General features: G+C 66.1%; 25 protein-coding genes. 16 read left to right on the top strand and 9 right to left on the bottom strand.

What is annotated here, in order from left to right; genetic code table 11:
• Nucleotides 1-72 precede the first annotated feature (72 nt).
• Nucleotides 73-960 (top strand): gamma-glutamyl-gamma-aminobutyrate hydrolase family protein, encoded by an 888-nt coding sequence (locus tag AC1DSC_RS04460; RefSeq protein WP_062363953.1) that lies wholly within the window; start codon nt 73-75, stop codon nt 958-960.
• Between the two features lie 13 nt (nt 961-973).
• Here AC1DSC_RS04460 and AC1DSC_RS04465 read toward each other — a convergent pair whose 3' ends face one another.
• The 3 genes from AC1DSC_RS04465 to AC1DSC_RS04475 form a co-directional block, all read right to left on the bottom strand.
• Nucleotides 974-1,156, bottom strand: a complete 183-nt coding sequence (locus tag AC1DSC_RS04465; protein WP_018903485.1) for a hypothetical protein — start codon at nt 1,154-1,156, stop codon at nt 974-976.
• 106 nt (nt 1,157-1,262) lie between these two features.
• Nucleotides 1,263-2,135 (bottom strand): N-formylglutamate amidohydrolase, encoded by an 873-nt coding sequence (locus AC1DSC_RS04470; RefSeq protein ID WP_436288243.1) that lies wholly within the window; start codon nt 2,133-2,135, stop codon nt 1,263-1,265.
• Between the two features lie 12 nt (nt 2,136-2,147).
• Nucleotides 2,148-3,113 carry a tripartite tricarboxylate transporter substrate binding protein BugE gene (locus AC1DSC_RS04475; protein ID WP_278876381.1) on the bottom strand — a complete coding sequence of 322 codons (966 nt, stop codon included), beginning with the start codon at nt 3,111-3,113 and terminating at the stop codon, nt 2,148-2,150.
• Between the two features lie 112 nt (nt 3,114-3,225).
• Between AC1DSC_RS04475 and AC1DSC_RS04480 the strand changes: the two genes are divergently transcribed.
• Nucleotides 3,226-4,155, top strand: coding sequence for a LysR substrate-binding domain-containing protein (locus AC1DSC_RS04480; RefSeq protein ID WP_319440060.1), 930 nt, complete (start codon nt 3,226-3,228; stop codon nt 4,153-4,155).
• A gap of 19 nt (nt 4,156-4,174) precedes the next feature.
• Here the strand turns inward: AC1DSC_RS04480 and AC1DSC_RS04485 are convergent, their stop codons facing one another.
• Complete coding sequence (locus tag AC1DSC_RS04485; RefSeq protein WP_436288242.1) at nt 4,175-5,173, bottom strand: tripartite tricarboxylate transporter substrate binding protein; 999 nt, start codon at nt 5,171-5,173, stop codon at nt 4,175-4,177.
• Nucleotides 5,170-8,112, bottom strand: a complete 2,943-nt coding sequence (locus tag AC1DSC_RS04490; RefSeq protein ID WP_436288241.1) for a DNA topoisomerase III — start codon at nt 8,110-8,112, stop codon at nt 5,170-5,172. The genes AC1DSC_RS04485 and AC1DSC_RS04490 overlap by 4 nt, the downstream gene beginning before the upstream one ends.
• Nucleotides 8,113-8,294: 182 nt before the next feature.
• On the opposite strand from AC1DSC_RS04490, the gene AC1DSC_RS04495 reads away from it, so the two are divergent.
• Genes AC1DSC_RS04495 through AC1DSC_RS04505 form a run of 3 tightly spaced genes read left to right on the top strand, consistent with a single transcriptional unit; the run spans nt 8,295 to nt 9,995 of the window.
• Nucleotides 8,295-8,963 (top strand): SET domain-containing protein, encoded by a 669-nt coding sequence (locus AC1DSC_RS04495; RefSeq protein ID WP_436288240.1) that lies wholly within the window; start codon nt 8,295-8,297, stop codon nt 8,961-8,963.
• Between the two features lie 2 nt (nt 8,964-8,965).
• Entirely contained in the window at nt 8,966-9,793 is an 828-nt protein-coding gene (locus AC1DSC_RS04500) for a biotin--[acetyl-CoA-carboxylase] ligase (protein ID WP_436288239.1), read from the top strand.
• 13 nt (nt 9,794-9,806) lie between these two features.
• Nucleotides 9,807-9,995 carry a hypothetical protein gene (locus tag AC1DSC_RS04505; RefSeq protein WP_015867938.1) on the top strand — a complete coding sequence of 63 codons (189 nt, stop codon included), beginning with the start codon at nt 9,807-9,809 and terminating at the stop codon, nt 9,993-9,995.
• Between the two features lie 21 nt (nt 9,996-10,016).
• Here the strand turns inward: AC1DSC_RS04505 and AC1DSC_RS04510 are convergent, their stop codons facing one another.
• The 3 genes from AC1DSC_RS04510 to AC1DSC_RS04520 all read right to left on the bottom strand — a co-directional run bounded on the left by AC1DSC_RS04510 (nt 10,017) and on the right by AC1DSC_RS04520 (nt 12,730).
• Nucleotides 10,017-11,462, bottom strand: coding sequence for a sensor histidine kinase (locus AC1DSC_RS04510; RefSeq protein ID WP_015867937.1), 1,446 nt, complete (start codon nt 11,460-11,462; stop codon nt 10,017-10,019).
• Between the two features lie 45 nt (nt 11,463-11,507).
• Nucleotides 11,508-12,179, bottom strand: a complete 672-nt coding sequence (locus AC1DSC_RS04515) for a response regulator (RefSeq protein WP_015867936.1) — start codon at nt 12,177-12,179, stop codon at nt 11,508-11,510.
• A gap of 65 nt (nt 12,180-12,244) precedes the next feature.
• A complete protein-coding gene (locus AC1DSC_RS04520; protein ID WP_436288238.1) occupies nt 12,245-12,730 on the bottom strand; it encodes a MarR family winged helix-turn-helix transcriptional regulator in 486 nt (161 codons plus the stop codon).
• Between the two features lie 146 nt (nt 12,731-12,876).
• On the opposite strand from AC1DSC_RS04520, the gene recA reads away from it, so the two are divergent.
• Both recA and recX read left to right on the top strand, forming a co-directional pair.
• The gene (gene recA / locus AC1DSC_RS04525) at nt 12,877-13,995 is read left to right on the top strand and encodes a recombinase RecA (protein WP_018903494.1); all 1,119 of its coding nucleotides are present in this window, start codon (nt 12,877-12,879) and stop codon (nt 13,993-13,995) included.
• Between the two features lie 27 nt (nt 13,996-14,022).
• The gene (gene recX / locus AC1DSC_RS04530; RefSeq protein ID WP_436288237.1) at nt 14,023-14,475 is read left to right on the top strand and encodes a recombination regulator RecX; all 453 of its coding nucleotides are present in this window, start codon (nt 14,023-14,025) and stop codon (nt 14,473-14,475) included.
• Between the two features lie 50 nt (nt 14,476-14,525).
• Here the strand turns inward: recX and argC are convergent, their stop codons facing one another.
• Entirely contained in the window at nt 14,526-15,449 is a 924-nt protein-coding gene (gene argC, locus AC1DSC_RS04535; protein ID WP_015867932.1) for an N-acetyl-gamma-glutamyl-phosphate reductase, read from the bottom strand.
• Nucleotides 15,450-15,655: 206 nt separating this feature from the next.
• Between argC and sucC the strand changes: the two genes are divergently transcribed.
• The 9 genes from sucC (at nt 15,656) to AC1DSC_RS04580 (ending at nt 25,864) form a co-directional block, all read left to right on the top strand.
• Complete coding sequence (gene sucC / locus AC1DSC_RS04540; RefSeq protein ID WP_015867931.1) at nt 15,656-16,822, top strand: ADP-forming succinate--CoA ligase subunit beta; 1,167 nt, start codon at nt 15,656-15,658, stop codon at nt 16,820-16,822.
• A 10-nt stretch (nt 16,823-16,832) separates the two neighbouring features.
• Nucleotides 16,833-17,726, top strand: coding sequence for a succinate--CoA ligase subunit alpha (sucD, locus tag AC1DSC_RS04545; protein ID WP_015867930.1), 894 nt, complete (start codon nt 16,833-16,835; stop codon nt 17,724-17,726).
• A 102-nt stretch (nt 17,727-17,828) separates the two neighbouring features.
• A complete protein-coding gene (locus tag AC1DSC_RS04550) occupies nt 17,829-18,515 on the top strand; it encodes a TerC family protein (protein ID WP_015867929.1) in 687 nt (228 codons plus the stop codon).
• A 32-nt stretch (nt 18,516-18,547) separates the two neighbouring features.
• Nucleotides 18,548-19,348, top strand: coding sequence for a Stp1/IreP family PP2C-type Ser/Thr phosphatase (locus tag AC1DSC_RS04555; RefSeq protein WP_307593288.1), 801 nt, complete (start codon nt 18,548-18,550; stop codon nt 19,346-19,348).
• A 24-nt stretch (nt 19,349-19,372) separates the two neighbouring features.
• Nucleotides 19,373-20,029, top strand: coding sequence for an FHA domain-containing protein (locus AC1DSC_RS04560; RefSeq protein WP_018903498.1), 657 nt, complete (start codon nt 19,373-19,375; stop codon nt 20,027-20,029).
• A 42-nt stretch (nt 20,030-20,071) separates the two neighbouring features.
• The gene (locus tag AC1DSC_RS04565; RefSeq protein ID WP_436288236.1) at nt 20,072-22,348 is read left to right on the top strand and encodes a CHASE2 domain-containing protein; all 2,277 of its coding nucleotides are present in this window, start codon (nt 20,072-20,074) and stop codon (nt 22,346-22,348) included.
• 32 nt (nt 22,349-22,380) lie between these two features.
• On the top strand, nt 22,381-23,184 hold the full coding sequence (locus tag AC1DSC_RS04570; protein WP_278876395.1) for a 3',5'-cyclic-nucleotide phosphodiesterase: 804 nt from the start codon (nt 22,381-22,383) through the stop codon (nt 23,182-23,184).
• Nucleotides 23,185-23,389: 205 nt separating this feature from the next.
• Nucleotides 23,390-23,905 carry a pilin gene (locus tag AC1DSC_RS04575; RefSeq protein WP_436288235.1) on the top strand — a complete coding sequence of 172 codons (516 nt, stop codon included), beginning with the start codon at nt 23,390-23,392 and terminating at the stop codon, nt 23,903-23,905.
• A 63-nt stretch (nt 23,906-23,968) separates the two neighbouring features.
• Nucleotides 23,969-25,864 carry a tetratricopeptide repeat protein gene (locus tag AC1DSC_RS04580; RefSeq protein ID WP_436288234.1) on the top strand — a complete coding sequence of 632 codons (1,896 nt, stop codon included), beginning with the start codon at nt 23,969-23,971 and terminating at the stop codon, nt 25,862-25,864.
• Nucleotides 25,865-25,910 lie beyond the last annotated feature (46 nt).

Consider the following 25,910-nt stretch of genomic DNA (forward strand, 5'->3'; position numbering starts at 1 on the left):
CGACCCCGTGCGAGAGGCCAAAGCGCCACAATGGACTTTCCTTTTCGCACAGCACGCCCTGCTCGTCCCGCGATGCCGCAACCCGTTTCCGCCCGGCTGAAGATCGGCTTGTCCGCCTGCTTTTCCCACGCCGATCCGGCGCGTTCGCTCTTCACCAACAAGACGCTGCAGTACGTCGAGCAGTCCATTGCGCACTGGCTCATGTCGGCCGGCGCCATGGTGGTGATGGTGCCCTGCCCCACGGGCGAAACCGCGCGCGGCGACACCAAGCTCTCGCACTACGCCGAATGGCTCGACGGCGTGGTAATGCACGGCGGCGCCGACGTCTGGCCCGGCAGCTACGGCGAGGTGCCGCTCAAGGACGCCTGGGTGGGCGACCGCATCCGCGACCTGTACGACCTGGCGCTGGTCGAGGCCTTCGAGCAGGCCGGCAAGCCCATCTTCGGCGTCTGCCGCGGGCTGCAGCTGATCAATGTGGCCTTCGGCGGCACGCTCTACCAGGACATCGAGGCGCAGCACGAGCATCCCGAAACCGTGCGGCACCGCGACCCGGTGACCTACGACCAGAACTTCCACCAGATCGAGATCGTGGAGGGCACGCGCCTGGCCAAGCTCTACCCCGAGGTGAAGACCGCCAAGGTCAACAGCATCCATCACCAGGGCGTGAAAGACCTCGCGCCGGGTTTCGAGATCGAGGCCTGGAGCCTGCCCGACCGCGTGCCCGAGGCCATCCGCCGCCGCGCCGACAGGGGCCGCAGCTACATCGCCGCCACGCAGTGGCACCCCGAATTCCACAAGTACGGCAGCACCGAGACGGTCGACGACACGCCCATCCTGCACGACTTTCTCTGGGCCTGCGCCACCGCGAAGGTGGCGCCGCGCACCCTGCCGGATGCCGGGCACGGCCGCATCCGCGACCGCGCGGCGCGGGTGCTGCGCCAGGCACTGCTGCGGCGCTGACGCCCCGGCCGGCTTAGCGCCGCTCGGAACGGTTCGTGCTGCCGCTGACGCCCGCGTCAATGGTGCCGAACACCGTCACGCCGCTGCCCGACGACGCGGCGGCGCGGTCGCCGCTGCCGGCCGAGCCCGTGCCGGCACAGCCCGCCGCCAGGGCGCCCATCGCGATGGCAAGAACAGCTGCAAGGAATGGCTTCACGTCAAACTCCAGGCGAAGATGAAAAGACTTGCGGCCACTATAGGCCGCGCGCCTTCGCGCCCTGCCGCAACACACGCGCCGGCGGCAGGGTTGTTGTTGTTGTTGGTCAGCGCGGATCGGTGGCCAGCAGCATCGCCACCATCGACTGCAGGTCCTGCCGCAGCCGCGCCGCGCCGGCCTCGTCGAGCGCCAGCGTGGCCTCGTCCATGTAGAGCTTGCGGTTGACCTCCACCTGGATGCTGTGCCGGTGCTCGGCCGGCCGGCCATGCCGGCGCACCAGTTCCACGCCCTTGTAGGGATGGTTGTAGTCCACGCTGTAGCCGCGCGCGCGCAGGTGCGCGCAGATCCTTTGCGACAGCGCCGGGTCGGCGGTGCTGCCGTCGCGGTCGCCGATCACGAAGTCCGCATGCACGAGGCCCGGGAAATCGGTGGCATGGCTGCCCGCCACCGCCGGCATCGAGTGGCAGTTGATGTGGATGCTGTAGCCGTGCCGCGCATGCGCCGCGTCGATGGCCTCGGCCACCGCCGCGTGGTAGGGCCGCCAGCAGTTGTCGATGCGCGCGCGGACCTCGTCCACAGTGAGCAGCCGGTCGTAGATCGGCAGGCCCTCGTCGGTGAGCTTCCAGACCAGGCCCTTGCCGAGCCGCACCTTGGCCAGCACGCGCGGGTCGGCCGACAGGGGGCCGGTCCACGGGCCGTCGAGCAGCGCGGTGTCCAGCTCGGTGGTGTCGCGGTTGGCGTCCAGGTAGCTGCGCGGAAAGTGCGCCTCGATCCACGCCGCGCCCATTTCGGGCGCAAAGGCATAGAGCTTCTCGACGTGCGTGTCCTCGGCCCGGCGCAGCGTGGCCACGTCGCAGGCGGGCCGGAAGTCCTCGGGGTAGACGGTGCCGCTGTGCGGCGAATCGAGCACCAGCGGCGTGTGCCCGGCAACGCTGGTCACCTGGGCGCGGGTTTGGATCAGTTTCAGAACAGGATGCATAGGCAGGCGGGATCAGTCCAATCGGATGCGCGCGAAGGCGGCGACTTTTTTCATCTTCTCGATCTCGCTGTCGATCTGCTTGGCAAATTCGGCCGGAGTGGTGCCCGAGGCGTACAGCCCCTGCAGCGCCAGGCGCTCGCGCACCGTGGCGTCCTTCAGCGCCGTGGCCACCGCCTGTTGCATGCGCAGCGCGATGTCGGCCGGCGTGCCGGCGGGCGCCACGAGGCCGAACCACGACGGATCGTTGTTGGCCGGGTAGCCGAGCTCGCGGTAGGTCGGCACTTCGGGCAGCACGTCGAGCCGGCTGCTCCAGGACACGGCCAGCGCCTTCAGCTTGCCCGCCTTCACGTGCGGCAGCGACGAGGCCACCTGGTCGAAATACACCGGCACCTCGCCCGCGAGCACGTCGTTGATGGCCGGGCCCGCACCGCGGTAGGGGATGTGCACCATCGAGGTTCCGGTGCTGCTCTTGAAGAGTTCGCCCCACATGTGGCCGATGGTGCCGTTGCCCGGCGACGCGTACGACACCTTGCCCGGATTGGCCTTCAGGTACTTCACGAGTTCCGCGAAGCTCTGCACCGGCAGCACCCGCGGGTTGATGACGACCACGCCGGGCGCCTTCACCAGCTCGGTCACGGCCACGAAGCCCTTGAGCGGGTCATAAGGCAGCTTCTGGTAGACGGCCGGGTTCACGCCGTGCGTGGAGAGCGTGGCCACGCCAAAGGCGAGGCCGTCCGGTGCGGAGCGGGCCACCTCTGCCATGCCGATGGAGCCGCCGGCGCCGGCGCGGTTGTCGATGACCACGGGCTGCTGGAGGATCTTGGCCAGCGGCTCCGACAGCACGCGCGCCGTGATGTCGGTGGCGCCGCCGGGCGGGAAGGGCACGATCATGCGGATCGGCTTGCCTTGCTGGGCAAAGGATATTCCAGGCGCGACAGAAACAGCAGCCAGGGCGGAAAGAAGATGACGACGTTGCATGGGGGTTTCTCCAATGAGACGGAAGTAATGAAGCAAAAGTTGCTGCGCTACTTGAAGCAAAGGATAGACCAGCTAACATTCTGATCTGGAATGTTTTAATGGGCATCCAGCCATGTCGCTCCGCCGCCTCAACCCGCCGCTGAACCTGCTGCGCGCCTTTTCCACCGTGGTGCGCTTCGGCGGCGTCTCGCGCGCCGCCGAGGCGCTGCACCTCACGCAGGGCGCGGTCAGCAAGCAGGTGCAGGAACTGGAGCGCTGGATCGGCGTGCCGCTGTTCGAGCGCAGCCGCAAGCGCCTGGCGCTGACGCCCGCGGGCGAGCGCTACGAAAAAGCCGTGCGCGCCGTGCTCGCGCAGCTGGAGGCGGCCACGCTGGAATTCATCACCAGCGGCGACGGCGGCGGCGCGCTGCACCTGTCCACCCTGCCCACCTTCGGCGCCAAGTGGCTGATTCCGCGCCTGCCCGACTTCCAGCGCCTGCATCCCCAGATCACGCTGCATTTCGTGCCCTTCGTGCATGGCTACGACTTCGAGCGCCCCGAGCTCGACTGCGCCATCCTCTTCGGCGACGGCCACTGGCCCGGCGCGCGCTCGCACTACCTGGCCGGGCGCGACGTGGCGCTGATCGCGCCGCGCGCGGGCCTGGCCGAAGCCGCCATCCGCACGCCGCAGGACGTGGCGCGCTGCACCCTGCTGCGCCACGTCACGGTGCCGCAGTCGTGGCTGCAATGGAGCGAGGCGCATGGCGTGCGCGGGCTCGATCCGCTGGCCGGCCCGCAGTTCGACCAGTTCCAGACCATGATCCGCGCGGTGATGGTGGGCATGGGCGTGGCGCTGGTGCCGCGCTGCCTGGTGCAGGACGAGATCGCCTCGGGGCTGGTGGACGAGCCGCTGCCGGGCGGCGGCTACCGCGGCGACCAGGGCTACTGGTTCTGCTACCCCGAGGGCCGCGGCCAGCTGGCCACGCTCGACCACTTCCGCCGCTGGCTGCTGGCGGATGCCGATCGCAGCGCGGAGGAGCAGGCGCCGCCGGCCCTTGCCTGACCGGCGCGCGAAAGAAGAACTACTCGGGCTTGGCGCCCGAGGCCTTCACCGCGCCGCCCCAGCGCTGGATCTCGTTCGCCACGAAGCGGTCGAACTCGGCGCCCGTGGTGGGCGCGGGCTCGGAGCCGCGGTCGCGGATGAAGCGCGCCATCTGCTCGCTCTTGAGGATGTCGGTCACTTCCTGGTTCAGCCGCGCCGTGATCTCGGGCGGCGTGCCGCGCGGCGCCATCAGGCCGAGCCAGCCCACGGCCTCGAAGTCCCTGGTGCCGGCCACGCCGCTTTCGCGCACGGTGGGCACGTCGGGCAGCTGCGAGGAGCGCTTGGCCGAGGTCACCGCCAGCGCCACCGCCCTGCCCGACTTGATGTGCGGCAGCGCGGCCGTCACCGAATCGACCATCAGCGGAATCTGGTTGCCCAGGAAGTCCGACTGCGCCGGCCCGCTGCCGCGGTACGGAATGTGGGTGATGAAGACGCGCGCGGCCGACTTGAACATCTCGCCCGACAGGTGCTGCGTGCCGCCGATGCCGGCGCTCGCGTAGCTCAGCCGGCCCGGTTCGGCCTTGGCGCGCGCCGCCAGGTCGGCCATGCTGCGGATGCCGCTTTCGGGCGTGGCCAGGAACACCAGCGGCACCGTGGCAATCAGCGAGATGCCCACCAGGTCCTTGCGCGGATCGAAGCCCGGCTTGGCGTAGAGCGTCTGGTTCACCGCCATCGCGCTGCCGGCCACCACCAGCGTGTAGCCGTCGGCCGGCGCGCGCACCACGAACTCGGTGCCGATGTTGCTGCCGGCACCGGCCTTGTTGTCGACGATCACCGGCTGGCCCAGCCGCTTGCCGAGCTGCTCGGCGAGCGCGCGCGCGAAGATGTCGGTGGCCTGCCCGGGCGGGAACGGCACCACCAGCTTCACCGGCCGGTCGGGCCAGGCCGCGGCCTGCGCGAGGCCGGCCGTGCCGGCAAGCAGCAGGGCCGTCGCACCAGCCGCCAAGCCGGCGGCGAAATGCCTGCGCCCCGCCCTCATGGCGCCGACAGGTGCTTGCCCACGATGCCCGCGAGCTCGAACATCGTCACCTGGTCCTTGCCGAACACCGGCTTGAGCTTGGCGTCGGCATTGATCGCGCGCTTGTTGGCCGCGTCCTGCAGGCCGTTGGCCTTGATGTAGTCCCAGAGCTTCTTGATGACCTCGGTGCGCGCCACCGGTTCGGCGCCGATCACCGCGGCCAGCGAATCGCTGGGCTTCAGGCCCGCACCGGGCTTGCGCGGCGCGGCCGCCTTCTTCGCGGCCGGTGCCTTCTTGGCGGCGGGCGTCTTCTTCGCCGCCACCTTCTTGGCCGCCGCGGTCTTGCCCGCCGGCGCGGCCTTGCCGAAGGTCTTGCGCGGCGGGAACTTGCTGCCGCCTTCGCGCGGAGCGAATTCGAAGGTCACCTTGCCCTCCTCGGCGTTCCAGGTCAGGAAGGCCTTGAAGGCGCGGCGCGTGCGCATGCTCACGAACTTGTCGAGCAGGTCGGTCTTGCCGGTGGCCAGCAGCTTTTCCATCTGCGCGCGCTCCACCGGCTGCTGCAGGATGATCTTGCCGGTCTTGAAGGTGCAGCTGGGCGTCGGCTGCGCAGTGGTGGGCACCGACTTCTCGCAGACGTAGTTGCTGCCGTGCTCGAACACCGGCGCGCCGCAGATCGGGCACGGGCCCACCGTGTCCTGCTCGCTGAAATCGACGATCTCGCCGGTGTCGGCGTTCTTGTCGTCGCCGAAGTCGAACTCCAGCTTCCAGTTCTTCGCCTCTTCGTCGTACTTGAGGACGATCTCGGAGGTGAAGGGCCAGCCCGCCTTGGAGCGGAAGCCTTCCAGCGGGCCGATGTGCTTGTCGCGCAGCAGCACTTCCGCCTCGGCCACCTCGAAGGTGCGCCCCGCCGGCGACTTGCCGAACGAGAAGCCGCAGGGCTCCTGCCCGGCCTTGCCGGTGCAGCTGTAGCGGCGGTAGTTTTCCTTCACCACGCCGCCGCAGTTGGGGCATGGCGTCGACAGCGTGGCGTAGTCGCCCGGCACGGTGTCGCGGTCGTATTCCTTGGCCTTCTTGACGATGTGCTGCGTCATCTCGGCGATCTCGCGCATGAAGGCGTCGCGGCTCAGCGCACCCTTTTCCATCTGCGCGAGCTTGTATTCCCACTCGCCCGTGAGCTCGGCCTTGGAGAGTTCTTCCACGCCCAGGCCGCGCAGCAGCGTCATGAGCTGGAAGGCCTTGGCCGTGGGGATCAGCTCGCGGCCTTCGCGCAGCATGTATTTCTCGGTGATCAGGCCTTCGATGGTGGCCGCGCGCGTGGCTGGCGTGCCCAGGCCTTTTTCCTGCATGGCCTCGCGCAGCTCGTCGTCGTCGATGGTCTTGCCGGCGCCTTCCATCGCGCCCAGCAGCGTGGCTTCCGAATAGCGCGCGGGCGGCCGGGTCTTCAGCGCCTTCAGGTCGGCCGATTCGGTCTTCACCGTTTCGCCCGGCTTCACCACCACCAGGTTCTTGCCGTCCTTCTCGTCGTCGTCGCTGATGGCTTCCTTGCCCCAGATCGCGAGCCAGCCCGGCTTGACCAGCACCTTGCCGTCGCTGCGGAACGGGTATTTTTTGCCACTGGTCTCGACCGTGCTGATGCGCGTCGTGACCTGGAACTCGGCGCTCGGGAAGAACACCGACATGAAGCGGCGCACCACGAAGTCGTAGAGCTTCTGCTCGGCGTCCGAAAGGCCGCTCGGCGCCTGCAGCGTGGGAATGATGGCGAAGTGATCCGACACCTTGGCGTTGTCGAAGATGCGCTTGTTCGGCTTCACGTAGCTGCCGTCGACCGCCTGCTGCGCGAAGGGCGCCAGGTGCTTCATGCCGCTGTCGGCGAGCATCTTCATGGTGTCCTTGACCACCGGCAGGTAGTCCTCGGGCAGTGCGCGCGAGTCGGTCCGCGGATAGGTCAGCGCCTTGTGGCGCTCGTACAGGCTCTGCGCCAGCGCCAGCGTGGTCTTGGCCGAGAAGCCGAAGCGGCCGTTGGCCTCGCGCTGCAGCGAGGTCAGGTCGAACAGCATCGGCGAGGCCTGGGTGGTGGGCTTGCTTTCCTCGGTCACGGTGGCGGGCTTGCCGCGCGCCGCATCGGCGATCTCGCGGGCCTCGCGCTCGCTCCACACGCGGTCGGCGCGGATCTCGGCGTCGGCCGTGCCGTCGGGGCCCGGCGGCGGCTTCTTGAAATTGGCGTCGAACCACTTGCCCGGGTACTGGCCGGCCTCGGCCTGGAACACGCCGTGGATTTCCCAGTAGTCGCGGCTCACGAACTTGCGGATCTTTTCCTCGCGCTCGACCACCACCGACAGCGTGGGCGTCTGCACGCGGCCCACGGTCGTCAAAAAGAATCCGCCGTCGCGCGAATTGAAGGCCGTCATGGCACGCGTGCCGTTGATGCCCACCAGCCAGTCGGCCTCCGAGCGCGAGCGCGCGGCATCGGCCAGACCCTGCATCTGCTTTTCGGTGCGCAGCGCGTCGAAGCCGTCGCGGATGGCCTGCGGCGTCATCGACTGCAGCCACAGGCGCTTCACGGGCTTGTTCAGGCCGGTCTTGCCGCCCGCGTACTGCTCGATCAGGCGGAAGATCAGCTCGCCCTCGCGGCCCGCGTCGCAGGCGTTGATGAGTTGCGTCACGTCCTTGCGCTTGGCCTGCTTGACCACGGCGTTCAGGCGCGTCTTGGTCTTGTCGACCGGCTTCAGGTCGAAATGCGGCGGAATCACCGGCAGGTTCGCGAAGCTCCACTTGCCCCGCTTGACGTCGAACTCCTCGGGCGCCTGGATTTCGACCAGGTGGCCGACAGCACTGGTCACGACATAGCTGTCGTTCTCGAAATGCTCGTCATGCTTCTCGAACTTGCCGGCCACGGGCGTGAGTGCACGGACGATGTCCTGTGCCACCGACGGCTTTTCTGCGATTACCAAGGTCTTCATCAACAAATTCCTAAAAGAGTTCTCAGGCCGCCGCCGAGCCGCCTCAAGGCGGCCTGCGGCCCCCTCGGGGGGCAGCGACGACACGCAGTGCGGGAGCGTGGGGGCCACATACAATCTGCGGCTTCCCGCGTGCGCACGCGCACACGCGCATGTGTGCATATTCAACCTAACAGACTTCGGCGATGCCTTCCAAATCCCCACAATTCGCCGGCCGCCGCATCCAGATGCGGCGCTCGGATGTCCACGGCAACGGCGTGTTCGCCGTGGACGACCTGGCCGAGGGCGAAACGCTGATCGAATACAAGGGCGAAGTCATCAGCTGGAAAGAGGCGCTGCGCCGCCACCCGCACGACCCGGCCCAGCCGAACCACACCTTCTACTTCCACATCGACGACGGGCGCGTGATCGACGGCAACGTCAAGGGCAACGACGCGCGCTGGATCAACCATTCGTGCGAGCCGAACTGCGAGGCCGACGAGATCGATGGGCGCGTTTATATCAAGGCGCTGCGCAACATCGCTGCAGGAGAAGAGCTCAACTACGACTACGGCCTGATCATCGACGAGCCCTACACGCCGAAGCTGCTGTCCGAGTTTCCCTGCTGGTGCGGCTCCGAGAATTGCCGCGGCACGCTGCTGACGCCCAAGGACGAAGACGAAGAAAAGAAAAAGAAGAAAAAAGCCAAGAAGAAGGCCGACAAGAAAAAGGCCGAGAAGAAGGAAGCCAAGAAGGCGGACAAGAAAGCCGAAAAAAAGGCTGAGAAAAAGGCTGAGAACAAGGCTGAGAACAAGGCCGAAAAGAAGCCGGAAAAAAAGAAGTCCAAGAAGGCCGACGGAGCCGGCAAGGGCTGAGCATGATGGGTACCCAGGCCGCCTGGTTCGAAGACCGGATCGCTGCGGCGGTGGCGCCGCTCTTGCCCGGCTTCGCGGTCGAGGCGGTGGCCGAGATCGACTCCACCAATACCGAACTGATGCGCCGCGCGCGCGCCGGACGTGTCGAACCGGTGCTGCTGGTGGCCGAGCGCCAGACGGCCGGGCGCGGCCGCCTCGGCCGGCCCTGGCAGAGCGCGCAGCAGGGCGAAGAACAAGGCGCCGCCTCCCTCACCTTCTCGCTCGGCCTGCCGCTCGCGCCGCGCGACTGGGCCGGCCTCTCGCTGGCCGTGGGCGTGAGCGTGGCGGAAAGCCTCGATCCCACGGGCGCGGCCAAGGTCGCGCTCAAGTGGCCCAACGACCTGTGGGTGGAGGACCGCAAGCTGGCCGGCATCCTGATCGAAACCGCCATGCCGCATGCGGGCCGCGCCGATGCGCCGGCCCCGCCGCGCTACCTGGTGATCGGCATCGGCATCAACATCGGCCCACGCGAGGGCGATGGCATGCGCACCCCGCCGGCCTGGCTGCGCCAGTGGCGCCCCGATGCCACCGCGCCGCAGGTGCTGGCCGAGCTGGCCGCGCCGCTGGTGCGCAGCGTGCAGGCCTTCGAGGCCGAGGGCTTCGGGCCGTTTGCCGAACGCTTTGCCGCGCGCGACGCCTTGCGCGGGCGGCAAGTCCAGCTCAGCGACGGCAGCTTCGGCCTGTGCGAGGGCGTGGCCTGGGGCGGCGAGCTCCAGGTGCGCACCGCCGGCGGGCTGCAGCTGGTCTCGAGCGACGAAGTCAGCGTGCGCCCGAGCGGCATGGCGTTCTGAGGCACCGGCCACCATGAAACTGCGCCTGGTGCTGATGGCCCTGCTCGCCGCCAACCTGGGGTACTGGCTGTGGTCGCGCGGCGACCTGGCCGGCTTCGGCCTCACGCCCGCCGGCTTCAACGAGCGCGAGCCGCAGCGCCTCGCGCGCCAGGTGCATCCCGAGTGGCTCCAGATCCGCAAGGACGCCAAGGGCACGCCCTGACGACCCCGCCGCCGCGTCTCGTCAGGCCGCGGCTTCTTCGCCCTCGAAGCGCACCGTGAAGCGCGCCCCCGGCGGCTGCCGGCCCGGATGCGCATCCTCCAGCTTCACCTGCGCATGGTGCTGGTTGGCGATCTCGCGAACGATCGGCAGGCCCAGGCCCGAGCCGTCGGCCTCGTTGCCGAGCACGCGGTAGAACGGCTCGAACACCAGTTCGCGATCGGACTCCGCAATGCCCGGCCCGTTGTCCTCCACCTGCAGCAGCACCACGTGGCCGAACGGGTCGGCCAGCACGCGCGCGGTGATCACGCCGGGCCGCTCGGCGGTCGAGGGCGTGTAGTTGATCGCGTTGTCGAGCAGGTTGCGCACCAGCTCCTTGAGCAGGGTCTGGTTGCCTTCGATCACCACGCCGGGCGCGCCTGCCTCGGCGCCGTCGTAGCCCAGGTCGATGCGCTTCTCGATCGCGCGCGGCACCGCTTCGCGCACCACCTCGATGGTGAGCCGCGCCAGGTCGCAGGCCTGGCGGCCGGTGCCGGCGCCGGTGCTTTCGGCGCGCGCGAGCGAAAGCAGCTGGTTCACCGTGTGGGTGGCGCGCACGCTGGCGCGGCCGATCTGCTTGAGCGACTGCTTGAGCTCGTCGGCGTTGGCGCCCTCGCGCTGCGCCAGGTCGGCCTGCATGCGCAGGCCCGCGAGCGGTGTCTTGAGCTGGTGCGCCGCATCGGCCAGGAAGCGCTTTTGCGTGTGGATCGAATCGTTGAGCTTGTCGAGCAGCTCGTTGACCGACGACACCAGCGGCACCACTTCGAGCGGAACCGACGACTCGTCCAGCGGGCTCAGGTCGCCCGGACGCCGCTCGCGGATGCGCGCCTCCACCACCGACAGCGGCTTGATGCCGCGCACCAGTGCCAGCCAGATCAGCAGCACGGCCAGCGGCAGGATCGCGAACTGCGGCAGCAGCACGCCCTTGATGATCTCGGTGGCCAGCACCGACTGCTTCTCGCGCGTCTCGGCCACCTGCAGCAGCGCCGGCTCCGCGTCGCTGTCGGGGCCCGCGAGCCAGAGCGAGGCCACGCGCACCGACTTGCCCCGCATCTCGCCGTTGCGGAGCGTGACCACGCCGGGAACCGGGGGCTCGTCGGAGTTGGGATGCGGCACGTCGGGCTCGCCGCTGAGCAGCGCGCCGTGGCTGTCGAGCACCTGGTAATAGACGCGGTCGGCGCCGTCGGCCCGCAGGATCTCGCGCGCCGGCTGCGGCAGCACGAACTGCGTCTGCCCCTGCTGCACCGTGACCAGCCGTGCCAGCGTCTGCACGTTGTATTCGAGCGCCCGGTCGAAGGGTGCATTGGCAATGCCCTGCGCCACCAGCCAGGTCACGCCGATGCTCACCGGCACCAGCAGCAGGAGCGGCGTGAGCATCCAGTCGAGGATCTCGCCGAACAGGGAGCGCTGCGCGCGCTGGAAGAGTTTCAAGGCAGTTGCCCCCGGGGGTCTTCGGGCACTACGCGTGGCGGCGCGTCAAGGAATCTTCTCGAGGCAGTAGCCCAGGCCTCGGACCGTTGCAATGCGCACCGGGCCTTTCTCGATCTTCTTGCGCAGCCGGTGGATGTAGACCTCGATCGCGTTCAGGCTCACTTCCTCGCCCCATTCGCACAGGCGCTCCACCAGCTGGTCCTTGCTGACCAGGCGGCCGGCGCGCTGCAGCAGCACCTCCAGCAGGCCCAGTTCGCGCGCCGAGAGCTCGACCATCTTGCCGTCGATGGTGGCCACCCGGCCGGCCTGGTCGTACACCAGCGGGCCGTGGCGGATCGTGTTGCTGGTGGCGCCCATGCCGCGCCGCGTGAGCGCCCGCACGCGCGCCTCGAGCTCCTGCAGGCTGAAGGGCTTGGCCATGTAGTCGTCGGCGCCATGGTCCAGGCCCTTGACGCGCTCCTCCACGCTGTCGGCCGCGGTGAGCACCAGCACCGGCAGCTGCGAGCCGCGTGCGCGCAGCCGCTTCAGGATCTCGATGCCGTGCAGGTTGGGCAGCCCCAGGTCGAGGATCAGCAGGTCGAACTCGCTGTGCGTCATGAGCGCGGTGTCGGCCTGCGATCCGTTCGCCACGTGGTCGACCGCTGCGCCCGAGGTGCGCAGGCTTCGCAGCAGGGCATCGGCCAGCACCTGGTCGTCTTCGGCAATCAGAATCCGCATGAGCCACCTCCGGCCGGTTCGGGCGCCGCACTGGCGCCGCGTTCACATATGTCTCTTTGCCGAGTCTAGCCCGCCGTGTAGGCCTCGAGTCCGATGGTTACCACGGTGGCAATGTCGTTGCCCACGCTGGCGCGGAACTCGCGTTCGGCCTGCGTCACCGCGCCGCGGAAGGCGTCGAGCCACGCCAGGCCGTCGGTGGTGAAGAGCACGCGCCGCGCCCGCGCGTCGAGCGGATCGGGGCCGCGCGTGACCAGGCCCCAGGCCTCGCACTGGTCCACCAGCGCGCCCATCGCCTGCTTGGTCATGCCGGCGCGCTCGGCCAGTTCGGTCAGGCGCGAGCCCTCGCGCGCCAGGTGCCGCGTGATGTGGATGTGCGCGGCGCTCACCTGCGCGCGCGCGGCAAGGTTCGACAGCGCCAGCGGCACGTTCACGTCATGCGCCATGAGTTCGAGCACGCGCTCGTCGAAGCGGCGCATTGCATGGCCCAAGAGGCGGCCCAGGTGGGTCTGGCGCCAGGCGTCCGGGTCGGTCGGAAAAGCGAATTCGGCCATCGGCTAGATGGTAAAGCAAACTGACCAAAAAATGGGTTTACTCAAACCAACGAGCCTCTACACTACTGTTCAAGCATCCAGCCTGTAATTAAAAGCAGATGGACCGCATCCACACACAAACCGTTGATTTTCAAGGAGATTTCCACATGGACGCACTCGTCAAGGGCACCAGCATCTCGGTCGCAGGCAGCGAAAAAGCCAAGGCCCTGCAGGCCGCACTGGCCCAGATCGAAAAGCAGTTCGGCAAGGGCACGATCATGCGGCTCGGCGAAGGCGAGGCGCTCGAGGACGTCCAGGTGGTCTCCACCGGCTCGCTCGGCCTGGACATCGCGCTGGGCGTCGGCGGCCTGCCGCGCGGCCGCGTCATCGAGATCTACGGCCCGGAATCGTCGGGCAAGACCACGCTCACGCTGCAGGTCATCGCCCAGATGCAGAAGCAGGCCGGCACCTGCGCCTTCGTCGACGCCGAACACGCGCTCGACGTGCAATACGCCCAGAAGCTCGGCGTGAACCTGTCCGACCTGCTCATCAGCCAGCCCGACACCGGCGAGCAGGCCCTCGAAATCGTCGATTCGCTGGTGCGCTCGGGCGCCGTCGACCTGATCGTGGTCGACTCGGTCGCCGCGCTCACGCCCAAGGCCGAAATCGAAGGCGAAATGGGCGACTCGCTGCCCGGCCTGCAGGCCCGCCTGATGAGCCAGGCGCTGCGCAAGCTCACCGCCACCATCAAGAAGACCAACTGCATGGTCATCTTCATCAACCAGATCCGCATGAAGATCGGCGTGATGTTCGGCTCGCCCGAAACCACCACCGGCGGCAATGCGCTGAAGTTCTACGCCTCGGTGCGGCTGGACATCCGCCGCATCGGCACCATCAAGAAGGGCGACGAGGCCATCGGCAACGAAACCAAGGTCAAGGTGGTGAAGAACAAGGTCTCGCCTCCGTTCAAGACGGCCGAGTTCGACATCCTGTTCGGCGAAGGCATCAGCCGCGAAGGCGAGATCATCGACATGGGCGTGAACGCCAAGATCCTCGACAAGTCGGGCGCCTGGTACGCCTACAACGGCGAAAAGATCGGCCAGGGCCGCGACAACGCCCGCGAGTTCCTGCGCGAGAACCCCGAACTCTCGCGCGAGATCGAGAACAAGGTGCGCGAATCGCTGGGCATTCCGCTGCTGGCGGCCGATGCCAACGCTCCGGCCCCCGAAAAGGCCGAGAAGCCCGCCAAGGCGGCCAAGGCCGACAAAGCCGACAAGGGCGAGTAAGCCGGCGAGCACGCGCGCAGGCAGCGCATGGCTTTCGGCGCCCCTTCCCTCAAAGGCCGCGCGCTGCGGCTCCTGAGCCAGCGCGAGCATTCGCGCGCGGAACTGGAGCGCAAGCTGGCCAGGCACGAAGAAGCACCGGGCGAGCTGGCCCGCGCGCTCGACGAGCTGGCCGCCAAGGACTTCATCAGCGAGCCGCGCGTGGTGGCCTCGGTGCTGAACCAGCGCGCCGCCCGCTCGGGCGCGCTGCGGGTGCGGCAGGAGCTGCAGGCCAAGGGCATCGCGCCCGAGGCCATTGCACAGGCCGTGGCCAGCCTGCAGGACACCGAGGTGGAGCGCGCCACGGCCCTGTGGCGCCGCCGTTTCGACGCACCGCCCGCCGATGCGAAGGAGCGCGCCAGGCAAACCCGCTTCCTGTTGGCACGCGGCTTTTCGGGCGCGGTGGTGGCCAAGGTGCTGCGGAGCGATTTCGACGAAGACTGACGGCCGGGCGCGCGGTCCCGGCCTGCCAGGAACGGCTCGGCCGCGGGCGCTCAGAGCGCCAGCATCAGCTTCAGGTTCTGCACCGCGGCGCCGCTCGCGCCCTTGCCCAGGTTGTCCAGGCGCGCAATCACCACGGCGTGGCGGTGGTCCTCGTTCGGGAACACGCGAATTTCGAGATTGTTGGTGTCGTTGAGCGCCAGCGCGTCGAGCTTGCCGTCATCGGTGGGTGGCAGCACCTTCACGAACTGCTCGGGCGTGTTGCTCTTGGCGTAGTGCGCAGCCAGGGCCTCTTGCAGGTCGCCGGCCTTCGGCTTGCCGGGCAGCAGGTCGAGGTGCAGCGGCAGCTGCACCAGCATGCCCTGCTTGAAATTGCCCACCGAAGGAATGAAGACCGGCCGGCGCGTGAGGCCGGTGTACTTCATGATCTCGGGAATGTGCTTGTGCTTGAGGCCGAGCGCGTAGGTCTCGAAAAGCGGCGCCTTGCCGTTCTCGTAGTCTTCGATCATGGCCCGGCCGCCGCCCGAATAGCCGCTCACCGAAGGCAGCGAAATCGGAAAGTCGGCCGGCAGCAGGCCGGCGTCGACCAGCGGACGCACCATGGCGATGGCGCCGGTGGCATAGCAGCCCGGGTTGCCGACGCGGTCGGCCGCGGCCACGGCCTGCCAGTGGCCGGCCGCCAGTTCGGGAAAGCCGAACACCCAGCCGGGCGCCACGCGGTGCGCGGTGGAGGCGTCGATGATCTTGGGCTTCTTGCCGGGCAGCTGGTCGATCAGCGCGACCGATTCGCGCGCCGCATCGTCGTGCAGGCACAGCACCACCAGGTCGACGCCGGCCATCAGCTCGCGCTTGGCGGCCACGTCTTTTCGCAGCTCGGGCGCAATGCTCACGAGTTCGATCTGCGGCATCGTCTGGAGCCGCTCGCGGATTTGCAAGCCGGTGGTGCCGGCTTCGCCGTCGATGAAAACCTTGGCCATATCAGAGTATGCGTAGAGGGGCTAGAAGAAAGTACGTATTGACCGCAAGGCCACGTCGAGTATTGGTGCGCCGCACCATGATACAGTCCGCGGTTGTTCGCCGCCCCCAGCCGTCAGGCTGCCGTCGCCCGCGAGCAACAGAGCCAAAGACGCCTCAGACCCCAGATCCCCCGTTCTCAACCTCCTCCTTCCGAGAGACATCCCTCATGAAGATTCACGAGTACCAAGGCAAGGAAATCCTTGCCAAGTTCGGCGTGCCGGTGCCGCGCGGCATTCCGGCCTATACGGTTCAGGAGGCGGTCGAGGCCGCCCAGAAACTTGGAGGCCCGGTGTGGGTCGTCAAGGCCCAGATCCACGCGGGTGGCCGCGGCAAGGGCGGCGGCGTCAAGGTCGCCAAGTCCATCGAAGACGTCAAGAAGCTCGCCGGCGAGATCCTCGGCATGCAGCTCAAGACCCACCAGACCGGCCCCGAAGGCCAGAAGGTGCGCCGCCTCTACATCGAAGATGGCGCCGACATCAACAAGGAATACTACGTCTCGGCCGTGACCGACCGCGCCACGCAGAAGGTCGCGTTCATCGCCTCCAGCGAAGGCGGCATGGACATCGAGGAAGTGGCCCACTCCTCGCCCGAGAAGATCATCACCGTGTTCGCGGACCCCGAAAAGGGCCTGACCGACGAGCAGGCCAAGCAGATCGCCGACGGCATCGGCATGCCGGCCGATTCCACCGCGCAAACGGTCGACATCCTCAAGAAGCTCTACACCTGCTACATGGAGACGGATGCCTCGCTGGTCGAGATCAACCCGCTCAACCGTGACAGCAAGGGCAAGGTCATGGCGCTGGACGCCAAGTTCAACTTCGACAGCAACGCGCTGTTCCGCCACCCCGAGATCGTGGCCCTGCGCGACCTCGACGAAGAAGACGCGGCCGAAGTCGAAGCCTCCAAGTTCGACCTCGCCTACATCAGCCTGGACGGCAACATCGGCTGCCTGGTGAACGGTGCCGGCCTGGCCATGGCCACCATGGACACCATCAAGCTGTTCGGCGGCGAGCCGGCCAACTTCCTGGACGTGGGCGGCGGCGCCACCCCCGAGAAGGTCACCGAAGCCTTCAAGATCATGCTGAAGAACAAGAACGTGGAAGCCATCCTCGTGAACATCTTCGGCGGCATCATGAAGTGCGACACCATCGCCACCGGCGTGATCGCAGCCTGCAAGGCCGTGAACCTGCAAGTGCCGCTGGTCGTGCGCATGAAGGGCACCAACGAAGTCGAAGGCAAGAAGCTGCTGGCCGATTCGGGCCTGCCGATCATCAGCGCCGACACCATGGCGGACGCGGCCCAGAAGGTCGTCGCAGCAGTCAAGAAGGCCTAAGGAACAAGTCATGTCGATCTACATCAACAAAGACACCAAAGTCATCACGCAAGGCATCACCGGCAAGACCGGCCAGTTCCACACCGAGAAGTGCCAGGAATACGCGAACGGCAAGAACTGCTTCGTCGCGGGCGTGAACCCCAAGAAGGCCGGCGAGTCGATCTTCAACATCCCGATCTTCGGCTCGGTCAAGGAAGCCGCCTCGCAAACCGGCGCCACGGTGTCGGTGATCTACGTGCCGCCGGCAGGCGCAGCCGCCGCCATCTGGGAAGCCGTCGAGGCCGACCTGGACCTGGCGATCTGCATCACCGAAGGCATCCCGGTGCGCGACATGCTCGAAGTGCGCAACAAGATGAAGGCCAAGGAAGCGGCCGGCGGCAAGAAGACCCTGCTGCTGGGCCCCAACTGCCCCGGCCTCATCACGCCCGACGAAATCAAGATCGGCATCATGCCCGGCCACATCCACCGCAAGGGCCGCATCGGCGTGGTCTCGCGCTCGGGCACGCTCACGTATGAAGCCGTGGCGCAGCTGACCGAAATCGGCCTTGGCCAATCGTCGGCAGTCGGCATCGGCGGCGACCCGATCAACGGCCTCAAGCACATCGACGTGATGAAGGCCTTCAACGACGATCCCGACACCGACGCCGTCATCATGATCGGCGAAATCGGCGGCCCCGACGAAGCCGACGCGGCCCGCTGGTGCAAGGAACACATGAAGAAGCCGGTGGTCGGTTTCATCGCCGGCGTCACCGCCCCTCCCGGCAAGCGCATGGGCCACGCCGGCGCGCTGATCTCGGGCGGTGCCGACACGGCCGATGCCAAGCTCGCCATCATGGAAGAGTGCGGCTTCACCGTGACGCGCAACTTCTCGGAACTGGCAAAACTGCTCAAGGCCCAGCTCTAAACAAGCCCCCGGCAGTTCTCCGCGCAACCACGCAAAAAGAAAAAGCGCCCGCAATCTGGATTGCGGGCGCTTTTTTCACTACAACACAGTGGAACAAGAGACATGGAACTCCTTCAAGGCGCCGACTTCTGGATCGGTCTGATCAAGATTGTCTGGATCAACATCATTCTTTCGGGCGACAACGCCGTGGTGATTGCCATGGCGGCCCGATCGCTGCCGCCCGCGCAGCAGAAAAAGGCCGTGCTGTTCGGCTCGGGCGCGGCCGTGGTGCTGCGCATCGTGCTCACGGTGGTGGCGGCCAGGCTGCTGGCGCTGCCCTACCTGCAGATCGTCGGCGGCCTGCTGCTGCTGTGGATCGGCCTGCAGCTGCTGAGCGAAGAAGATGAAGGCGAAGGCGAAGCCAAGGAATACGGCAGCATGATGGCGGCCGTGCGCACCATCCTGCTGGCGGACCTGGTCATGAGCCTGGACAACGTGATTGCCGTGGCCGCCGCCGCGCAAGGCAACATGGTGCTCCTGGTGCTTGGCCTGGCCATCAGCATTCCGCTGGTGATCTTCGGCAGCACGCTCATGATCAAGCTCATGGAACGCTTTCCGATCGTCGTCATGCTGGGCGCCGCCCTGATCGGCTGGGTCGGCGGCGAAACCATTGCCAGCGACGTGTCGCTGCACGGCGTGCTGGCTGCCAACCCCTGGCTGCACTATGCGGCGGCGGCTGCCGGCGCCTTCTTCGTGGTGGCCGTGGGCCGCCTGCTGCAGCGGCGCGCGCAGGCCGCCGAGGGACACTGAAACCGTCGCGCATCGACGCTTCCTGAAAACATATGGCGAGTGTCGGCGCGTCCCTTTTCTCCACCCGGCCCCAGCTCTCCTGGGACTTTGCGGCGCTGACCGACGTCGGCCGCGCGCGGGCCCACAACGAGGACGACCTGCACGTCGACCCGGCCCTGGGCCTGGCGGTGCTGGCCGACGGCATGGGCGGCTACAAGGGCGGCGAAGTGGCCAGCGCCATGGCCGTGTCGCTGGTGCACGCCAGCTTTGCGCGCTGGTTCGCGCAGGCCGGCCTGCAGGCGCCCGCGCGCGTGGTCCGGCGCGCCCTGCAGGCGGCCACCGACGAGGCCAATTCCGCCATCCTCGAAGCCGGCCTGGCCAATGCCGAACTCCAGGGCATGGGAACCACCCTGGTGCTGGCCGCGTTCCGGCCGCAGCGCGTGCTGGTCGGCCACATCGGCGATTCGCGCTGCTACCGCCTTCGCAACAACAAGCTCGAGCAGCTCACGCGCGACCACTCGCTGCGCCAGCAGCAGCTCGACGCCGGCGCCATCACCGCCGAGGAAGCGCTGATCTCCCCGCACCGCAACCTGGTGACGCGTGCCATGGGCGTGGAGCCGCAGGTGGTGCTCGAGATGCATGAGCACACCGCAAGGCCCGACGATCTCTATATGCTCTGCTCCGACGGGCTCAGCGAGATGGTCCCGGATGCGCAGCTTTTCACGCTTTTGAATCACGATGTCGAGCTTCAGCAGAAAGCATCACTTCTGGTGGCCGTTGCCAACGACAATGGCGGCCGAGACAATATTTCAGTTGTCCTGGCCAGGGCGCGCGTTGGCAGTGCGCCTGAATAAAAACATGCATTCAGGGAGTCGGCAATGCCGAAGATGATCATTTCGATCGATGGCACTGTCATCGGGCAAATGGCGCTTGCCAAGGACCGGACCACGCTGGGGCGGCGCGCCTACAACGACATCGTGCTCGACAATCTCGCGGTCAGCGGCGAGCATGCCGTGCTGCACATGCGCGGCGCTGAAGTCGAAATTGAAGATCTCAACAGCACCAACGGCACCTACGTCAATGCGATCGTCGTCCAGAAGCAGCAGAAGCTCAAGGACAACGACGTCATCGAAATCGGCGGCTGCCGCCTGCACTTCCGCGCCCGCAGCAGCGCGGCCGCCGATGCCGGTTCCCCCCGCGGTGCTGCGCGCGGCGACTACGCGGCTTCCGTTCCGCTGTCGGCCGCGCCCACCGAAGCCGGCGCGCTGCTCGAACTGGGCATGCCCGCACTGCGCGTTCTCTCGGGCACCGACCAGGGCCAGGAAGTGCCGCTGCAGAAGGTGGTCACCACCATCGGCAAGCCCGGCGTTGCGGTGGCCGTGGTCACGCGCCGCCGCCAGAGCTACATGGCTTCCACCATCATGGGCGGCGTCACGCTCAACGGCGCTCCGCTCGGCGCCGAGCCCGTCGGGCTGCAGGAAGGCGACGTGCTCGAGCTTGGCGGCGCCACGCGCATGCAGTTCGTGCGGGTCTGATCTTTCTTGCGGCGCAGCAGCAGCGGCGCCCAGGGTGCGCCGGTGACTGCCATGAGGCGCCACGGGCTGCGCATTGCCATCACCCTGCTGCCGGTTTTGCTCGCGCTCGCGCATGCCACCGGCCTCTGGCGCCTGGATGCCATCGACCGGCTCGACCACCTGATCTACGACACCCGCCTGCGCGCCACCATGCCGGGCACGCTCGATCCGCGCATCGTGATCGTCGACGTCGACGACGCCAGCCTCACCCGGCAGGGCCAATGGCCCTGGTCGCGCGACAAGCTGGCCCGGCTCACCCGGGAGCTCACCGGGCGGCAGCAGGCGGCGGCGCTGGGCTTCGACGTGATGTTCGTCGAGCCCGACCGCAGCTCCGGCCTCGACAAGCTGCGCCAGATCGCACGCGGGCCGCTGCGCGAAATGCCGGGGCTGGCCGCTGAAATCGACCGGCTCGCCCCTACGCTCGACAACGACGCCATCTTTGCCGCCGCCATGCAGGGCCAGCGCGTGGCGCTCGGCTACTACTTCACGCGCACCGAAAAGCCCGGCGCCAAGGGCCAGCTGCCGCCGGCCCCCGTGCTGCAGGCCGAGGCCTTTCCGCCGGGCCGCGGCTATGCCACCGCCTGGAACGGCTTTGGCGCCAGCCTGCCGGTGCTGGCCGATGCTGCGCCGGCGGCGGGCTTTCTCAACACGCTGGTCATGTCGAACGGCGACGGCGTCATCCGCGCCGTGCCGCTCATCGCCCGCTATGAGGGCGACCGCGCCCGGCCCGGCTACTACGAATCGCTGGGGCTGGCCGTCTACCGGCTCGCCAGCGGCTCGCCGCCCGTGCGGCCGGCCTTTGCACCCGGCGGATCCGGCGGCGCCGCGCCGCCGCTCCAGTCCCTGCTGGTCGGGGGCCTGCGCATCCCCGTCAACGAAGCCGCTTCCATGCAGGTGCCGTTCCGCGGCCCCGGCGGCGCGCACGGCGGATCGTTCCGCTACGTGTCCGCCGGCGACGTGCTCGAAGGGCGGCTCGCGCCCGGCGAGCTGAAGGACCGCATCGTGCTCGTCGGCGCCACCGCGCCGGGCCTGCAGGACCTGCGCGCCACCCCCGTCGGCGCTGCCTTCCCCGGCGTCGAAGTGCATGCCAACATCGTCTCGGCCATGCTCGACCACCGCCTGCTCGCGGTGCCCGACTACGCCCCGGGTTATGAAGTGCTCAGCGTGCTGGCCGCGGGGCTCGTGCTCGCGCTGGGCCTGTCGCTGCTGCCCGCCCCGCGCGCCGTGGTGCTGGCCATTGCCACCGTCGCGGCGCTGGTCGGCGTCAATGCCTGGCTCTACCAGCGCCACAGCCTCGTGCTGCCGCTTGCCTCCGCGCTGACCATGGCGGTGCTCGCCTTTGCCTTCAACATGGGCTGGGGCTACTTCATCGAGTCGCGCGCGCGCCGCGGGTTGGTGCGGCTCTTCGGCACCTACGTGCCGCCGCAGCTCGTCAAGGAAATGCTCGTCACCCCCGGCCGCTACAGCATGCGCGCCGAGAGCAAGCACATGACCGTCATGTTCTGCGACATGCGCAACTTCACCCGCCTGTCGGAGCAGATGGCCCCGGCCGAACTGCAGGCCTTCCTGAACAACGTGTTCAACCGGCTCACCAGCGTCATCAGCACGCACCGCGGCACCGTCGACAAATACATGGGCGACTGCGTCATGGCCTTCTGGGGCGCCCCCATCGACACCCCCGAGCACGCCACCCTGGCCGTGCGCGCCGCGCTCGACATGGCCGAGGCCGTGCGCGACATCAACAACATCCACCGCACCACCGGGCGGCCCGAGATCAGCGTGGGCATCGGCATCAACAGCGGCGTCATGAGCGTGGGCGACATGGGCTCGGCCGCGCGGCGCAGCTACACCGTCGTTGGCGATGCGGTCAACCTCGCCTCCCGCCTCGAAGGCCTGAGCGTGCACTACGGCGTCGAGATCGTCGCCAGCGGCGCCACCCGCGAACTCGCGCCCGGCTTCGTCTGGCAGGAGCTCGACAGCGTGCTCGTCAAGGGCCGCGCGCAGGCCGTGGCCGTGTTCACGCCGCTCGGCGCCACCACGCAGGCAGAGGCCCAGAGCCCTGCCGCACTGCAGCAATCCGCCCAGCTGCAGCGCTGGGCCGAAGTGCTGGCCGCCTACCGCCGCCAGGACTGGGCCATGGGCCGGAACTTGCTGGATCCACTGCTGGCCGCGGATGCCAAAAAAGTCCTTTACCAGCTCTACGCACAACGATTAGCCTCCATGGCGTTGCGGCCCCAAGACCCCGAATGGGACGGCGCAACCCGCTTCGAAACCAAATGACGGCAGAAGACACAAGCAGAGGGGCTCTCACAATGCAGGTTCGCGTGCTGGGTTGCTCGGGCGCCATTGCCAAGGACTGCCGGACCACCTCGTTCCTGATCGACACCGACCTGCTCGTCGATGCGGGCACCGGCGTGGGCGACCTCACGCTTGAAGAAATGGCCGGCATCGACGACGTGGTGCTCACCCACTGCCACCTCGACCACATCGCCGCCCTGCCCCTCATGCTCGACGCCGTCGGCGGCCGCCGCACCCGCTCGCTGCGCGTGCACGCCCTGCGCGCCACCATCGAGGCGCTGCGCGCGCACGTGTTCAACAACGTCATCTGGCCCGACTTCGAGAGCATCCCCAGCCCCGAGGCCCCCTTCGTGAGCTTTCACGACATTGCCGTGGGCCAGGTGCTGCAATTGGGCACCGCCGCCCCCAAGCGCATTGAGGTGCTGCCCGCCGTGCACACCGTGCCCGCCTGCGGCTTTGCCGTGAGCCGCGCCGAGGGCGGCGCCAACTGGGTCTTCACCGGCGACACCGAGCGCAACACCCCCTTCTGGGACCGCCTCAACGCCCTGGACGTGGCCATGCTCGTCATAGAAACCGCATTCAGCAACCGCGAGCAGGCCTTGGCCGAACGCAGCCTGCACCTGTCGCCGCGCGCCCTGGCCGACGAGCTGGCCCACATCGACCCGGGCAAGCAGTTTCCGATCTACATCACCCACACCAAGCCGGCGGAAACCGAAGAGATCATGTGGCAGATCGAGCATCTGGCCGGGCACCAGGTGGCGGGGCTGGCGCAGCGGGATATACGGTGGCTGAAGGCGGATGGGGTGCTGACTTTTTGAGGCGGTGGGGCCCGGCGGGCTGACAAAATTGTCACGCTCTGTAGCATCTTGAAGCAGTTTCTGTCACTCGATGTAACCGCATTGAGTGCAAAGTGCTCGGTTTTGGCGGTTCCGGGGCTCGCAAGCGGGATGGCACAGATGCTGCGGAAGGTAGTGCGCTCCGGGCTTGGTTCCCGGGCTGTACAAACCAACCTGGAGTTTTCTCATGAACGTTCGCAAGATCGCCCGCCGCGCACAGGCCGGCTTTACCCTTATCGAATTGATGATCGTCGTGGCGATCATCGGTATCTTGGCTGCTGTGGCCTTGCCGGCTTACCAGGACTACACCGTGCGCGCAAAGGTCACGGAAGGCTTGTCGCTTGCAGCCAGCGCCAAGACGGCGATCGCAGAAAACGCGGCGAACGGTGCCCCATTCTCGTCGGGTTGGACCGCTCCTGCCGCGACCAGGAACGTCGATTCCGTTGCTATCGCGGCAGATACGGGCGCGATTACCATTACGTACGCCTCGGCAATCAGCGGTGGCGGAAAGACGCTGATCCTGACGCCTGTTGATGGTGGACCAACAGCTTCCGCACTCAGCGGTACCACGAGCGCTTCTACGATCCCGTCGAATGGTTCGATTTCTTGGAACTGCAAATCGGCCGGCTCGACCTATGGCACTGGTACCGCTGGCACATTGGAGGCAAAATATGTGCCTGCCGAGTGCCGCAAAACTTCCTAAGTTGACTTAATTCAACAAAGAGCCGCTAGTGAGCGGCTCTTTTTTTATGCATTTAATTTGAAAATGACCCAGTTGCCTGCACCGAAAAGAATAGTTGGATTATTGCTGCTCCTAGTGGTGGCGGGAATATGTGCACTTTACATGCCCGCGGTACTTGGAAACAGCTATGCGTGGGACGACTGGGAGCTATTTATTAATAGTCCTTACTTGAGGGACCCCGCGTTAATAATCGAAGGACTTGTAAAACCGATTATTCCGGGAACTACGTACTTTCGCCCTTTGCCCTTGGCGACGTTTGCATTGGAGTTTTATGTAGGTGGAGTCAATCCGATCGTTTCGCATGCGATAAACCTACTATTTCACTTGGCAAACACCATTCTGGTCGGCCTTATTTTTATGCGCTTGAGTCAGCTTCCAGACGAGAGAAAAAAAACATATCTCGCGCTGATCGCGATGACCCTATACGGCGTTCATCCGGCTCTTATCGAAGCAGTGGCCTGGGCCGCTGGACGCTTTGATCTCATGGTGACATTTTTCTATCTGCTGTGCCTCTGGGTATACCTGAGCTTTGATGGCGCTAAGCGGATACTTTTGATAATGCCGCTTTATTTTTGTGCATGCTTCAGTAAGGAAATGGCTGTAACGCTGCCCGCGGTTCTTTTGCTAATAGAAGGCATCAGGGGGCTTCAGCAAAAAAATATCAGTGAGGTAAAAGGTTATCTGGAGAGGTCAGGGGTGCTTGCATCGATTGTGTCCCTTGGATTGGTGGGTTTGTTTTATATCGGCGTGAAGTCCTTTTTTTTCCCACAACTCGCACATGTGGATTCCGATGTAGCAAATAGCTTTGGCTCGGGAAGCGCAGGAGGCGCAGCCCACATCGCCTTCATTGGGCATACTCTATTGTTCTACGCGAGAATGGTTCTGTGGCCATTTTCCAATCTGTCTCCGCACCATCCATTTTCCATCAAGGACATGACGAGCTTGGATGTGGGCATTGGTATTTTTGCTGTGGTGCTGCTCTTGGCGAGCGCGATCTACTTAATTAAAAAAAGAAACTCTTTCGGGGTTTTTCTTCTAATCGGGGTGGTTTGCTTGCTCCCTGTCTCTAACATTATTCCGCTCACCATTGGTGGAAATATTGGACACGAGCGATTTTTGGTCCTTCCGATGGCCTTTTTTAGCATGGCCGCCGTCAGCATTCCACTGAATAAAGCGATGCTTTCGCCGTCCATGCAAAAAATCGCCCTCCCGTCGATTTTAATCTTTGCGTCGCTGTGGGTTGTCATCGCGGGAATGAATGTGCGTCTCACTGCGCCACTTTGGCGGAACGATCTGACATTGTGGAAGTGGGCCTATGATACAAATCCCAACTTCTATGTGGCCAATATTGGTTACGCGGGCGCGGCAGTGCGGTACCAGCAATTTGAACTCGCTGATAAAATACTACAGCATGCGAAAAAAGTCGACCGCAAGGGAATGGAGAATGATTTGCCCGCGGCAATTCTGGAGGCAAGAGTTCTTGGGAAAAATAACCAGTATTCTCAAGCTATCCAGGTGTTGGAAGGCGCAATGGATGAATTTTCTGGTCAGTACAAGCGCAAGTATCCGAATGCGAAGGAAGGAGCAGGTTCAATCTTGCCGGCCCAACTTAAGTCCGTTTATTACACGGCTCTAACAGAAGCATATGTCGCAATAAAGGACTTCGAAAAAGCCCGGGTTAATGGGGAGCTGGCGACATTTTATGGGCCGGTATATTCATTGGCTTGGTTTTACAAGGCGCTCGCATCCTATGGTGTTGGCAATTGGTCAGAGGGGCAAGCTGAATACGCTAAGGCACATCGCTACATGGTGGAAGTGGGAGTGGAATCGCTCGACACAGTCAGAAAAAATTTCATTGGCAGACTTTGCGGACAAAGTGCCCCGCCTGCTGACTTGTGCTTGCATTTTGCTAGAGAATAGGGCCCATCTGACCTTCAATTGGCGAGTTGAACGCTTGCGTAATCCG

Source organism: Variovorax sp. 01N425 (genome assembly GCF_056399465.1).